The following is a 14,762-nucleotide window of genomic DNA, read 5'->3' as shown; positions in this document are numbered from 1 at the left end:
CATTATAAAAAGCGAGGAAACGTCATCGACACACATTCGATCTCGTTTCTTCGCTTTTAAATTACCAAACATAATCTGTCTGATATTCAGTTTCCTGATTTAACATCATTGACATGTACAGTTCATCAAAATAGTGTCCGTCTATATAAACTGATTCATGACGAATACCTTCTATTTTAAAGCCAAGTTTTTCGTAAAAGTTTACTGCCGGTTTATTTGTTGTAATAACTGTTAATTCCAAACGTCTAAGACCTTTACGTTTGGCCCACTTAATTGTTTCATTGAACATTTGAGTGGCAATACCTTGTTGTTGCAAATCATTAACCAGACCCGTCACCATAGAACCGATATGTCTAATTTTAATTAAACGACTTATATGTACAGATACATAACCTAGTATTTCGTCGTCATCTGATTTAGCACCTATGTAAAAATTACGTTTAATTTCGTCTTCAAGTTGTTCTTGATCAAATTCCCGCTCATCTGCTAAATACAACATAAATTGTGTTTCTGCATCCAACCTTTTTTGACAAGCATAAAGTGCCTCCGCTTCATTCGGACAAATTCGCTCAATACGCATGATATCCCCCCACACTGCTATGAATTAACCTAATCATACATTATTTTTAATAATTATGACATTATTTATCAAATTTTCCACATTTCAATCAAACACAATATAAAATCAAAATTTAGCCTCTAAGGTTACATTTTATGCTACCTATGATTATTCATTTCAATTCTATATCAAAAAACTGCCAAAACCATATGTATTTTGACAGCTGCTTATAAATTCAAAAATTATTAAGATATCTATATGTGTTAATCCAATAAACTTTGGTACATTAAACCTAACTGATGTTCAAACTGCTGCATATCGATAAAGCGCGCTTGTCGATGCATTTCTTTTCCATCCATAAAAATCAAATCGACTGGCACAGTGAATATAGATAATTCACCTGCAATAGCTTCAACGTCACTTTGATTAATCACACCTAATGGAATTTGGGGATATTCATCAACTAGCCCTGCAATTTGTGGTAATACCGCATGACAAACGCTACAATGATCCCTCATAACATGTATCACCACAAGTCTATTAGATTCAATGAATTCATAAAAATCTGCTACTGTCGTCATTGTTTTTTGCATTATGAACACCACCTTTATGACCTTGATTAAACATTAAGAAATCATTTTGACAGCATCTTTTCTTTTTCTACTAAGTATATATCATTTAGCTATATCACTAATTAAATTATAAAAAATTCATGACTTATGACTAGCAAATATTAGATTTCATCATTTAATATGCTTTGGAACACATCTGGTAAACGCGTAACCTTTTGTTTTTGCAAATCAAAAAATGTACCACTTTGTTTACCTATGCAATGCTTTTTATCTGCAGATGTAATTTCAAACTCAAATTCCCATCGTAATTTGCTTGCCTTCACGAGGTAACATCGCCCAATAGGTTGGTCATGTATTGTAACAGGATTTTGATATTCGGCTTCTGTTTTCATCAATATCGGAGAAATATGTTGATGCATCATATCTGAATATGACATGTATTTATTGATAAAATCCGTACGCAAATCTTCAAACCATCTAATGTATACTATATTACTCACTATGCCCATCGCATCAATATCATAGCCATTCACTTCGATATTTCGTTCTGCCACTAGCCTTCTTATAGTCATAATTTTTTAAACTCCTTAAACTTTTATATTCATTACCAACTATATTTTAAGCTATTAGAACATGATATAACATTATTTTGTTTCTGAAATTTCGGGCAACATGCGTTGTAGACGGCGCCTTGTTTCTTCTGTATATCCTTGTAACCCGCCTGTATGAATGAACAATATATATTCCTGATTATCATACCGACCTGCCTTAATTTCTTCTACCAATCCTTTAAAAGCTTTTCCTGTATAAGTAGGGTCTAATATAATACCTTCTAATTGTGCAATATCAATATAGAACTGTAGCTCCTCATCAGTCGCTTGTCCATAACCTAAACCGATATACGCATCATTAATATGCACAGTATCAAAATCGCTTATAGAATCATCGAGTTGCTGAATAATTTCGGTGACTTTCTTATGAAATGCATCGGTACTCTGATCGACTGCGTATCCCGTTATTTGTTTAGTTGTCTGATGTTGTTCATTGCCATACCATAACCCAGCATAAGTACCACCTGAACCTACCGCAACATTTATAGAATCGAAAGCAATATTTAATTCTTCTTCTTGCTTTAATATTTCTTCAAAGGCATGCACATAACCATGGGTACCAATCCAATCTGATGCACCGACCGGAATTGAGAAAGGGGTCTTGCCTTGTGATTCTAATGTTTTATACAATGCTTCCATCGCTTTCTCTCTAGATGCTTCTGGCTCAATCACATGTAAGTGTGCCCCTAACATTGCACCTAGGAACAAATTACCTTCGTATGCCTCTAGTTCCCCTCTCAACACCAAATGACATTCAATATTATATTGCGCACATAACGCAGCAGTTGCACGCGCATGATTAGACGTGATTGCTCCTGTCGTAATGACGGTGTCATAGCCATTATCTAACACATATTGTATAGTGTATTCTAGCTTACGTACTTTATTCCCAGAAATTTCTGTTCCCGTGTAATCATCACGTTTAATATAGATTGATTTGCCTAACGCTTGGCTCAACTGTTCCAATTTATGAATAGGTGTATTTAAATTCGCTACATTTAGTTTGTTCTGTAACATATTGCCGCTCCTCTATATAAATTTCATCCATTATTGACTTCATGATTAGTTATTCAGAAAATCCTTCCTAAATAAAACATATCGATTCATATCCCTAAAATGTTCCCCATCGAAAACATCTTCAACGTCTGTCGCAACAAATGTGAATCCTATTTTTTCAGCTACTTTATTGCTCGCAAGATTACGTTTATCTGCCATAATTGTTAATTTATTCAATGACAAAATTTCAAATGCATAATGGCATAAGTATTTCACGCAAGTTGTAACAATTTGCTTGCCTGTATACCCTTCAGCAATCCAATATCCTACTTCTGCTTTTTGATGTGTAGCTTGAATATTATGTAAATCTATAGTCCCAATTAACTTCTCTTCATAATAAATTAAAAACAAGCGTGCTTTATTGTCTGCATGTTGCTGAATCATCATTTTCAAATAAGCTTGCTCGTCTTCTATCGTTACATCTTCTTTAATAAAATCCAAAAACGGAGATAAATGAGACAAATTAGCCTTAATCGTTTCTAGCAATGGTCTAGCCATATCCAATTCAGGTGGTACAAGTGTAACGTTTGGCATAACATTAATTGATGGCCTATAATCCATACTTTCACCTTCGATTCTATTTATAGTTACCCCCTATGATATTTATAATTTCAGAATTTTTCAACTTTTTATTCGAAAATTAAAAATGAGGACAAGCAACATTTCGAAATTTCAATCGAAATCATTTGCTCATCCTCATCTGAAACACTTATTACACTACTGTGCTTTCACAGTTGCAATTAGTTGTTCCGTATTGACATCTTTAACATCTTCTACTTCTAATGTACGGTCTTCCAAATTCGTCACGACTAAAGGTGTAACGATACTTGGTGCGTTTGCTTTAATATAATCTAAATCAACTTGCATTAATAATTGACCTTTGTGAATGGTATCTCCCGTATTTACGAAACTTTCGAAACCTTCACCATTTAACTTAACTGTATCAATTCCAATATGAATTAATAGCTCTAAGCCTTGCTCTGATTCTAAACCAATCGCATGTTTAGTCGGGAATATTGTTTTCACTGTTCCATCAAATGGAGCAACGATTTTACCATTTTCAGGAATAAAACCAACACCATCACCCATCATTTTTTGAGCAAACACTTGGTCTGGTACTTCTGATAGTGGAATAATTTGACCCTTACCTGGTGCATAGACTTTAATATCATCCATTTCTGCCACATGAACTGCTTCGTTATTATCTACTTCTTCAACTGTTGTTTCGCTAGGCTTTGTAATTTCGCCTTTGATAATGCGCGCCATATCATGTTTAATTTGATCTGATTTAGGTCCGAAGATTGCTTGCATGTTATTACCAACTTCAAGCACACCTGAAGCACCTAACGCTTTCAGACCTGCAACATCAACTTTGCTCTTATCGTTTACTTCTACACGCAATCTTGTAATACATGCGTCTAAGTGTTTAATATTACTTTCTCCGCCCATCGCTGCTAAGACATTAAAAGGTAATTCACTCGCTGATGATTGGGTAAATTGTGCCTGCTTGTCTTCACGTCCTGGCGTTTTGTATTTGAATTTTAAAATTAAGAATTTGAAAACGAAATAGTAAATCAGTGCGTAAACAATACCTACAGGAATGACTAACCACCACTGTGTCTTATTCGGTAGTACACCTAGTAAGACATAATCAATAAATCCACCTGAGAACGTATATCCTAAGTGCACATTTAGTAAATATAAGATTAAGAAAGATAAGCCATCTAATACTGCATGTACAAAGAATAATAATGGTGCTACAAATAAGAACGAGAATTCTAATGGTTCTGTAATACCTGTTAAGAATGATGTTAACGCTGCTGAACCCATTAAACCTGCAACAACTTTTTTATTTTCCGGTTTCGCAGTATGATAGATCGCTAACGCTGCTGCCGGTAAACCAAACATCATAACTGGGAATTCACCTTGCATGAATTTACCAGCCGTTAATTTACTTCCTTCACGGATTTGTTCAATGAAAATACGTTGGTCACCGTGAATCATCTCACCGGCTGCATTTTTCCAACTACCAAATTCAAACCAAAATGGCGCGTGGAATATATGGTGCAATCCAAATGGTATTAGTAATCGTTTGATAAATCCAAATAGAAATACTGCTAGACCTGTATTCGAATCCAATAAACCTTCACTAAATGCATTTAAACCATCTTGAATCGTTGGCCAAATCCAAGCCATTGGAAACGCTAAGATAAATGACGTTGTTGCCATCATAATCGGTACAAATCGTTTGCCCGCAAAGAAACCTAAATAAGACGGTAATGAAATATTATAGAATTTGTTATAACACCATGCCGCAAGTGCACCAATGATAATACCACCAAACACACCTGTTTGAAGTGTTGGGATACCTAGAACACTCGCATAACCACTTGCTGCGTCATTAACATTGTCTGGTGTCACATGAAGGATTGCTCCCATCGTTTTGTTCATTACGATGTAACCTACAAATGCCGCTATCGCAGCAACACCATCACCACTCGCTAAGCCTATCGCAACACCCAAAGCAAAAATCATTGGCAAGTTATCAAAGATAATCCCGCCTGCACCTGTCATCATTTGTGCGACGCTTTGAATACCACCATTTTGTATAAATGGTAAGTAATGCTGTAATGCTTCGCCTTGTATGGCCGTACCAATTGCTAATAATAGACCTGCTGCAGGTAATATCGCTACTGGAAGCATTAATGCTTTACCAATACGTTGCAGCTGTCCAAAAAGCTTTTTAAACATATATAATTCTTCCCTTCATAAATAATAATTTCGTCAAAAAGTGCGCAAAAAAGGCATGAACAAACAGACTATTCCCTATAGCCTTCCGTTTGCTCATGCCTGCCTAACCAGTAACACGCAAAATGACGATTTATTTTTTTATATTATATAACGCTTTCATAGAATACACAATAACTTTTTTGTCTTTATTTTTACAATTTAAATCTTAACATGTCACATTTTTCTAAACTAATAGCCTACAATCAAAGCTATCGACATACCGACGCAACAAATTATGACCCAAAGTAAGATAATCTTCCATGCAAATTTCAACCACTGTGTATAAGTGATTTTCCCTACTGCTAATGCTCCCATTAAAATTGCAGACGTTGGGAATAAGACGTTACTAATCGCATCACCATATTGGAATGCGAGAACTGTAATTTGACGATTAATATTTAATAAATCAGAAATAGGTACCATTAATGGCATTGTTGTTAATGCTTGACCTGACCCTGATGGAATAAAGAAATTCAACATAAATTGCAGAATAAACATCGCAATAATGACTAATGATGAAGGCACTCCTGCCAATAATGTTGTCATACCATAAACGATACTATCGATCACTTGTCCATTTTCTAAAATAACGATGATGCCTTTGGCAAATCCAACAATCATTGCGCCAAACAAGATATCTTTCATGCCATCAATCATGGCATCAAATGTGCCGTTAATACCAAGACCACCAATCATACCAGCAAGTAGTCCGGCAAATATAAAGTTCGCACTCATTTCATTAAATGACCAACCAAATGAGAATATACCATAAACGTTGAGTATAATCGCTAAGACGATCAATCCTAATCCGATTGCTTGTCGCTTTGTAAAACGTGCACGTGTTAATTGCGTTTCAGACTTAGCTTCGCTTTGTTCCAATTCATAAACATAACTTTTCGACTTATCACGCTTAACCTTGCGTGCATAAAGCATAACAGTTGAAATGGCAGCTATTAAAATGAATATATATATAATTGAACGTAATCCCCATCCTGAAAACATTGGCAATTCTGCTACAGTTTGTGCAACACCTACAGTAAATGGATTCAACATCCCACCTATAAATCCACTTGCTGCGCCAAGAATCACCATTGCTGCACCCGTCAGCGCATCATAGCCCAATGTACGTGCGATAATAATACCAATAGGAACAAAAATGATTGTTTCTTCTGCTAAACCAATAGAAAATCCTAAAATTGAAAAAATGGTCATTGTTAATGGAATCATCAGTACTTTATATGAACCTAATGATTGCATTGCTTTATTTACACCATTCTCAAAAGCACCGGTCTTGTGAACAATACCGAATGCGCCACCTACTAAAAAGATGTAAAAAACAATCTCCCCACCACTTATTAATCCTTCAGGTATTGCGCGAAATATATCAAAGAAAGATACGCCATGTTGTTGAACCTGCTCATATGATCCAGGTATAACTAATGTTTGCCCATCTTTTTTCTCTCTTGAAAATGTTCCCGCTGGAATTAAATAAGTGAGAATACTCGCAAATATGATAATACATAACAAAAGTGCATACGTATGTGGTGTTTTTAAACGTTTATCCTTCAAAAAATTTTTGACCATGCTTAAAACAACCTCTCCCAATGACATCCTATTTTTTAACTTGTGAAATACAAAAAATATCAATTTAGTTATATTTAACACAATTATCTGACAATTCATACTTTCTATTATTCCACAACCAAATATTAAATCAATACCCAAGAGATAAAAATATCTACAATGCATGAGTGATGAAAGTTATATGTATTGATCACATACGATAACACGACTTATTTTTGTGTTTTTAATACTAGAAACAGATTAAGTAAAGAATTAAGTCTAGCACATAAATAGGTGTTTCAGATTCTTTGTCAATTAGTAAATTACAAACTGTATTAAAAAACTATAAATATAAAGCGCAGCTAAACTTCATTTATGAAGTTTAGCTGCGCTTATGCAAAAACTTTAGTTCTGTATTTATCTATTTGAACTAGACAATATATTAGAAGAAACGTTTAACTGCTGTTGACATTGGTGGCAGTTCGTCTAGGTCTAATTTTTTATCTTCAGTAATGGATCTAAATGCCCATTTACCATAATTGATTGCTTCATCTTTAACAATTTTACCTGGTAATGGTGCTGCATTAGGATCTACATAAACATTAACAATTGTTGGTCTGTCTTGAGCCATCGCATCAGCAACGACTTCGTCAATGTTGCTTGGATCTTTTAATGTGTAACCAACGCCACCACAACTTTCAGCAAATTTAGCTAAATCCATATCTGTGAAGTCGATAGCATACTCTAATTCCCCAGCAGCTTGTTGTTCATATTTAATAAATGACAATTGTTCATTATTTAATACAAAAATCGTCATAGGTAAGTCATATTGTACCGCCGTAGCAAAATCTTGCATAACCATTTGGAATGCACCGTCACCTGCAATACCAACAACTTGACGATTTGGATAAGCACGTTTCGCGGCAATTGCACCAGGCAAGGCACAACCCATTGTACCTAACCAACTAGACACAATAAATTTATTGTTCACTGTTAAATTTAAATAACGTGTAGACCAAACCGTTGATGTACCTACGTCGATAGAAAAGATTGCGTCATCTGTTCTCACTTTGTTGATTGCATCCATTAAACGTTCTGGACGAATTGGTGAACTTTCATCGGCCATATCTTTTGCCATCCATGAATCCCAAGTTGCTTTTCTTTCGAGTGTTTTATTTAAGAAATCGCGATTTTTAATATGTTTTACAGAATCTGTTAATTGTTGTAACGCATATTTACTATCACCAATAATACCTACATTTACATTGAAACGGTGTCCGATATTGTCTGGGTTTGTATCTATTTGAATGGCTTTAATATTTTTCTTAGGTAAATAATCAACATATGGATAATTTGTACCAACCATAATTAATAAATCTGCATCTTGCATTGTTTGATAAGACACTTTGGTACCAATTTTACCTAAATTCCCTAAATTGTACGGGTGCGCATCAGCGAGTATACCTTTTGCAGGTAACGTTATGATTGACGGAATTTTAACCGCTTCGATAAATTCACGTACTTCATCTTTAGCATGTTTCGCACCTGTACCAATTAACATAACTGGACGTTTACTTTTATTGATTAATTTCGTTGCCTTTTTGATACTACGAGGTTTTGGTGCTACTCGTGCAGGTGGTGCTGTATCAACTGGCGTATTTGTTGTGTCTTTCACTTTATTTGTTAATAAATTATTTGGCAGAATTAAGACTGCGACACCTTTTTTCTGGTAAGCCGTGCGAATAGCTTCATTTACAATCCCAAATACATCTTTATCATTTTCTGTGATTTGACGATTGTATACTGCAACGTCGTCTACCATTTTACTAATATCTGTTTCTTGGAACGCTTTAGTTCCTAATGCGGTGCTATCTGTTTGTCCAGCCAAGATAAGTTGGGGTACATTATCTAATTTAGCGTCATACATACCATTAAGTAAATGCACAACACCAGGACCTCCGATACTTAATGCAACTCCAATCTTACCTGTTAATTTAGTATAGCTTGCTGCTGCTAAACTAGCCACTTCTTCATGGCGTACATGCACAAATTCAACCTCATCTCTTACAGTTCTTAAACTATCAACAACTGCGTCGATTGAGTCACCTGGAATACCATATAAGTGATCAATATCCCACGCTTGTAATGCTTTTACTAATGCTTCGTTTGCTTTAATTTTTGCCATTATGAAAATACTCCCTTCAGTTTTTCATTTAAATTTAATTCTCTTTCTATTCTTAATAACATCAAATATATGCATTTTTAATATAAAAATAGGATGAGTATCGGTAAAATGATTGAGCTTAACACTGCTGTTAAAATCATACCAATTGAACTAAATGCTCCGGATTCTAAATCTATTTCTAAGGCTTGGGCCGTGCCAAAAGCATGTGATGCATTGCCATATGCCATGCCTTTTGCTATCGACGTATTAAATCTACCTATTCTTAGTAAATACGTTCCTAAAATACTACCAATTAAACCTGTTGTAATAATAAACATGACGGTAATAGAATCTATACCACCAAGTTGCTTTGATACTTCAATACCAACAGCAGCTGTCATGGACCTTGGCAACATTGTTACAATGACTTCTTTTGAATAACCAAATAGTTTTAATATACAGTAGACAAATATAAAATTTAACATCACTGCAGTCAACACACTGCTAAAAATGATGCGTGCATTCTGCAATATTTTATGTCGATTTTGATAAAGCGGAAATGCTAAACAAACAACGGTACAATTTAACAAATAATGAATCCATTTTCCTCCAACCATCTATGATTGGTAATCTACCCTAAGTAATAGTAGTACACATACAATCCCAATCGAAGCAATCAGTGCTGGATTTAAAAAAGGACTCTTAAATCTTGCTTGAAGCTTCTTTGCACCGATAAACATCAGTATCGTTAACAAAATCATAAAAATAGTTTTTAAAAGTAGCATCTAATCTTGTCCATTCCCGTATCGTGCAGTTTTAACCATTTTTTCAGCTATAAAACCAGAAATAAGTGACACACAACACGTACCTAATATGATCATTGTAAAAAAGAGAATGAAGTTTAAATTAATTTCAGGAACGACATCCATAATTCCTACTACAGATGGGACAAAGAAGAAGACCATCGTTGCTAAGAAAAAATTTGAACCCTCACTGACCCATTTAGCTGGAATAACCTTAAATTGTAAGAGCAGGAAGAATACAATTAAGCCTACAATACTTCCCGCAATTGGTATATGAAAGAAAGTTTGAATCACGTTGCCTATATACGTAATCCCCATAATCATTAATATTTGAAATAATATTTGTATCAACTTCTTTGACATTTGCAATATACATCATCCTTATATGCATTTACTTATTAATTGCTTGATTAACTATATACTTAAGTATAAGACGGTATATCCTATAATAAAAATATTGATTTTCAATAGCACTCATTACTTTTTTGAATGAAAGCGATTTATGGCATTACCTTTTTCTATAGTAATAACCGGCTAAAATATTTCTTCTATATAAAAAGCCCGAGACATCTATTTTTGTCTCAGACTCTTCGATCACACTTTAATCTAATCAATGATTTACGCGTTTATGTATAGGTTATAATCGTTGTTTCATGAAATCTATCCACTGCCTCGTTGCATGACTTAAATATTTGTCACGTTTCCACACAACACCTAGTTCCCATCGCATGCCAGGGTCTTCTAGTTTTTTATGTACAAAATGGCTATCCAATAAATTAACGATATTCTCAGGCAATATACTGACTCCTAGATGTGCATTCAATAAATTTTCAATAAAGTTCCACTGTGAAATCTTAGAAACCGTATTTGGGAGATAACCAGCATTCTTCGCCGCTTCAATAATTTTATCATTCAAATAAAAATCTTCATTAAAAAGTATAAAATCTTCATCCTTTAACATACTCATATCAATTTTTTCTATGTTCGCAAGATGATGCTCTTTATTTAACACTAATTTTAAATCCTCTTGATAGAGCGTGATGGAATGGAAAATCGTTTGGTCCACGGGTAAAGTTGTGATGCCAATATCAATTTCATCATTGATTAACTGTGTCTCAATCATTTTCCCGCCATTCTCAACAAGGTTGTATGTAACATTCGGATATTTCTGATGAAACTCACCTAATATCTGAATAAACTTATTCATGTTCATAACCGCAGATAAGCCAATACTTATATGTCCTGTTTCTAGTCCTAACAGACTGTTTATTTCTTTAGGCAAATCATTGTAAAGCGTTAAAATCTCTTTGCATTTTCTATAAAAAACTGATCCAGCGTCTGTTAATACAAGTTGTCGCTTACTCCGATCAAATAAGGGCATATTTAAAGTATCTTCTAAGTCTTTGATTGCTTTACTTATCGTTGGTTGGGCAATATATAAATGTTTCGAAGCATTTGTCATACCGTTTTGGTCTACAACAGCTACAAAGTACTTCATATGTTTAATGTCCATGTATCTACTCCTTAATAAACTGCTTCTTTTTAACATTTAGTATACGTAGAAATTTCAATATTTCAATATAAGTGCTAAGCAACTGATATCCCCTGCAAATTCACAGGCTATTAAGTGAAAATCTATTCAGTATCATTGATAGTGCCCATACAAATATATATTTGCATTTTGCTTTAAGCTGATGATATAATACTTGTAACAAAACACATAAGCAATAATACACCAACCCCCTTACTACGGCTATAGTAAGGGGGTTTTTAAGGTGTGGCTTTTGTCACCTATGCATTATTTATCACGTTTATTAAGCCAATAAGAAAAATACGTGATAATACAGCCACTTATGACTGTCATTAATATGTGCACAAAACACATAAGCATCATAATACACCTCCTCTCTCAGTCAATTTGACGCCTGAGAGATAGGCGACGCTATAATTATATCAACCTAATCATGCTTCAAATGCAATGCAGATAAGGTGTTAAAATATAGACAAATAATACTGCAAATATTAAATTTACGCCTTCTTATATGCTAATAAATTTTGTTTTCATCTCGTTAAACTACAATATCCGTTCTCAAAATCCATCTAATATGTGAAATGAGAGAACGGATATTATCAAATTAATATATATTATAATCTAGTTTGGAAATAGTAGATTTCAGGCTAGATTTGTATCTTTAGATTGCGATTGATTATTTGTTTCGCCATTCACTTCAGTATGCTGTTCACTTAATTTTATAATTTTGAATCCAATATATCCAAATATAATAGAAATAATTGGTACAGTATAATTTAATATAGCGAACGGCGCATATTCGATAACAGAAACGCCTAACGTTGATGCAATAAATACCCCACATGTATTCCATGGTACAAAGACCGAAGTTAAAGTACCTCCATCTTCTAAAGCTCTAGACAAATTCTTAGGATGAAGTTGTTTCTCTTTAAATGTATTGATATACATGCGTGATGGTACAATGATGGATATGTATTGTTCTGAACAAGTGAAATTTGTCCCAATGCAGGACACAATAACAGATGCGATTAATGAACCAGTTGACTTGGCCACTTTTAAGACGATAGAAATTAACGCATTCAACATTCCAGAATATTCTAAAACGCCTCCAAACGTCATTGCTACTAATGTCAGAGAAATCGTGTAGAACATTGATTCTAAACCACCACGATTAAATAATTCATCAACAAGTTTATTACCTGAATCGATTGTATAACCTGTTTGTAAGGCTGTTAATGCTTCGGTAAGGCTTCCACCTTGTATGAAGATTTGCGCAAAAAAACCTAATACAATCCCCACACAAATGGCTGGTATAGCTGGAACTTTTACGACAACAAGCACAATAACAATGAGTGGAATTAGCAATAGCCATGGTGTAATGAGAAAGTTATCTTGCATCGTATTAAGAATAGCGTTGATATTTTTTGCATCAAAATGCTGAGCGCCATAACGTTGACCGATAATGAAAAAAGCGATAAGCGAAATGATGAGCGCTGGAATAGTTGTATAAAACATATGCTTGATATGTTCAAACAAATTTACGCCTGTTAATCCTGCAGCAAGATTCGTCGTATCAGATAATGGACTCATCTTATCTCCAAAATAAGACCCACAAATTACAGCACCTGCAACCATGCCAGGAGATATGCCCATACTAATACCAATACCCATTGATGCTACACCAACTGTAGCCATTGTAGACCAACTACTTCCGATTGCTAAGGCTACAATGCCACATAAAATAATTACAACAGCTAAGAAATAACGTGGATCAATTAATTGCAGACCATAATAAATCATCGTCGCAACAACGCCACTTCCTATCCACGATCCAATAACTAATCCCACCAAAATGATGATTACGATTGCTGGTAAAGCATGTCGTATCCCCTTATACATCATTTCTTCAACTTCACTAAACTTATAACCGTGTAACATAGTCACAAGTATTGCGACAGCCGTGCCGATAAGCAATGGAATATGTGGTTCTTTTTCTAACACAGCTACTGTAAAAAGCATCGCTATAATCATTGTAGCCAATGTAAAGAATGCTGAGCTAAATCCCAATTTTCTTTTTACTTTGCTTTCACTACTATTGTTTTTAAATTTGTGTTTAAAAATAATAGCCACCTCCTCTGTTAATAAAATCATACTGAAAAATGATAGCGCTTTCAATAGTTGCTTTGATTTTTAATTTTATTTTTATATTGTAATTATATAATTAGCCAATACTATATTATTTCACTTGTTAGTAAATCATTATTTTACATGTCAAATTACAATTGTATGGCATATATTTCATACTTATTAAAGTTAGTTGTATTAATTGTATACTTTATTGTACTTTTATCATTTACATTTTATGATAAACACATCAATAAAAAATGTTTGGGGATATGTATGAATATTAAAAAAAGATTGACCACGATACTTCTTGCCACTACGATTCTAATGACAGGCACTTTATCATTTGAGACAATGCAACAAAGTCATACGACAGAAGCTGCGATAAATTATTATACGAAAAATCAATGCACTTGGTATGTATTTAAAAAGAGAGCAAGCGTGGGCAAACCTGTACCAAATGGCTGGGGCAACGCTAAAACTTGGTATAGTAATGCTAAGAAAAGTGGTTATCGCGTTGGGAGAAAACCAGCAAAACGCGCAGTCATGCAGTCAACTGCAGGAACTTATGGTCATGTCGCTTATGTTAGCACAGTTTATAAAAACGGAAGTATCAAAGTTGCAGAATACAATTATAATCGTCCTTTAGCATTCGGAACAAGAGTATTAAGCAAATCAGCTGCTGCAAAATACAACTATATCTACTAATCAAAAGCAGATTAATAAATGGTTTCAATAAGAAGGAGATTACTCCTTCTTCCAGACTGTCGACAAAGTCTCCGACTTTGGTGGCAGTTTTTTTATGCACGCTTTCCGCGGGCACTGCCTTAGCCTGTAGTCTTCGGCTAGTGCTATTCCCGAAGGAGTCGGCATAAATCACTACCGATATTAAAATCATGGCTCTTTGTCAATAACGGTTGGTCTATAAAAAATAAATATATTTCGATACATCAAGCAACTCGTTTTTGTTGCTTGATGTATTTTTTATG

General features: G+C 34.4%; 13 protein-coding genes and 1 pseudogene. 1 reads left to right on the top strand and 13 read right to left on the bottom strand.

The window, feature by feature from the left end; genetic code table 11:
- Window positions 1–61 precede the first annotated feature (61 nt).
- From ACSULM_RS08420 to nhaC, 13 genes and pseudogenes are all read right to left on the bottom strand, one after another.
- Entirely contained in the window at window positions 62–580 is a 519-nt protein-coding gene (locus ACSULM_RS08420) for an N-acetyltransferase family protein (protein WP_436862060.1), read from the bottom strand.
- 242 nt (window positions 581–822) lie between these two features.
- Window positions 823–1,152, bottom strand: coding sequence for a thioredoxin family protein (locus ACSULM_RS08415; protein ID WP_436862058.1), 330 nt, complete (start codon window positions 1,150–1,152; stop codon window positions 823–825).
- A gap of 140 nt (window positions 1,153–1,292) precedes the next feature.
- Window positions 1,293–1,703 (bottom strand): acyl-CoA thioesterase, encoded by a 411-nt coding sequence (locus tag ACSULM_RS08410; RefSeq protein ID WP_436862056.1) that lies wholly within the window; start codon window positions 1,701–1,703, stop codon window positions 1,293–1,295.
- A gap of 72 nt (window positions 1,704–1,775) precedes the next feature.
- Window positions 1,776–2,759, bottom strand: coding sequence for a D-cysteine desulfhydrase family protein (locus tag ACSULM_RS08405; RefSeq protein WP_436862054.1), 984 nt, complete (start codon window positions 2,757–2,759; stop codon window positions 1,776–1,778).
- Between the two features lie 45 nt (window positions 2,760–2,804).
- Window positions 2,805–3,359, bottom strand: a complete 555-nt coding sequence (locus ACSULM_RS08400) for a GNAT family N-acetyltransferase (RefSeq protein WP_436862052.1) — start codon at window positions 3,357–3,359, stop codon at window positions 2,805–2,807.
- Window positions 3,360–3,515: 156 nt separating this feature from the next.
- Complete coding sequence (gene ptsG / locus ACSULM_RS08395) at window positions 3,516–5,549, bottom strand: glucose-specific PTS transporter subunit IIBC (RefSeq protein WP_436862050.1); 2,034 nt, start codon at window positions 5,547–5,549, stop codon at window positions 3,516–3,518.
- A gap of 228 nt (window positions 5,550–5,777) precedes the next feature.
- The gene (locus tag ACSULM_RS08390; RefSeq protein WP_436862048.1) at window positions 5,778–7,172 is read right to left on the bottom strand and encodes a YfcC family protein; all 1,395 of its coding nucleotides are present in this window, start codon (window positions 7,170–7,172) and stop codon (window positions 5,778–5,780) included.
- A 421-nt stretch (window positions 7,173–7,593) separates the two neighbouring features.
- Complete coding sequence (locus ACSULM_RS08385) at window positions 7,594–9,336, bottom strand: pyruvate oxidase (protein WP_436854391.1); 1,743 nt, start codon at window positions 9,334–9,336, stop codon at window positions 7,594–7,596.
- 77 nt (window positions 9,337–9,413) lie between these two features.
- Window positions 9,414–10,100: pseudogene (locus ACSULM_RS08380) on the bottom strand (LrgB family protein).
- The gene (locus tag ACSULM_RS08375) at window positions 10,101–10,487 is read right to left on the bottom strand and encodes a CidA/LrgA family protein (protein ID WP_436862046.1); all 387 of its coding nucleotides are present in this window, start codon (window positions 10,485–10,487) and stop codon (window positions 10,101–10,103) included.
- A gap of 268 nt (window positions 10,488–10,755) precedes the next feature.
- Window positions 10,756–11,631 (bottom strand): cidABC operon transcriptional activator CidR, encoded by an 876-nt coding sequence (gene cidR, locus ACSULM_RS08370; protein ID WP_436862044.1) that lies wholly within the window; start codon window positions 11,629–11,631, stop codon window positions 10,756–10,758.
- A gap of 285 nt (window positions 11,632–11,916) precedes the next feature.
- Window positions 11,917–12,003, bottom strand: a complete 87-nt coding sequence (locus tag ACSULM_RS08365) for a type I toxin-antitoxin system Fst family toxin (protein ID WP_436862137.1) — start codon at window positions 12,001–12,003, stop codon at window positions 11,917–11,919.
- Window positions 12,004–12,291: 288 nt separating this feature from the next.
- Entirely contained in the window at window positions 12,292–13,800 is a 1,509-nt protein-coding gene (nhaC, locus tag ACSULM_RS08360; protein WP_436862042.1) for a Na+/H+ antiporter NhaC, read from the bottom strand.
- Window positions 13,801–14,100: 300 nt separating this feature from the next.
- On the opposite strand from nhaC, the gene ACSULM_RS08355 reads away from it, so the two are divergent.
- Window positions 14,101–14,481: a CHAP domain-containing protein gene (locus tag ACSULM_RS08355; protein ID WP_436862040.1), complete on the top strand. Its 381-nt coding sequence runs from the start codon at window positions 14,101–14,103 to the stop codon at window positions 14,479–14,481.
- The last annotated feature ends 281 nt before the right edge of the window (window positions 14,482–14,762 follow it).

The sequence above is a fragment of the Staphylococcus caeli genome, assembly GCF_051413795.1.
Lineage (GTDB): Bacteria > Bacillota > Bacilli > Staphylococcales > Staphylococcaceae > Staphylococcus > Staphylococcus caeli_A.
Note: the sequence above shows the minus strand (reverse complement) of the source record. Positions and strands in the feature narration are given on the sequence as shown.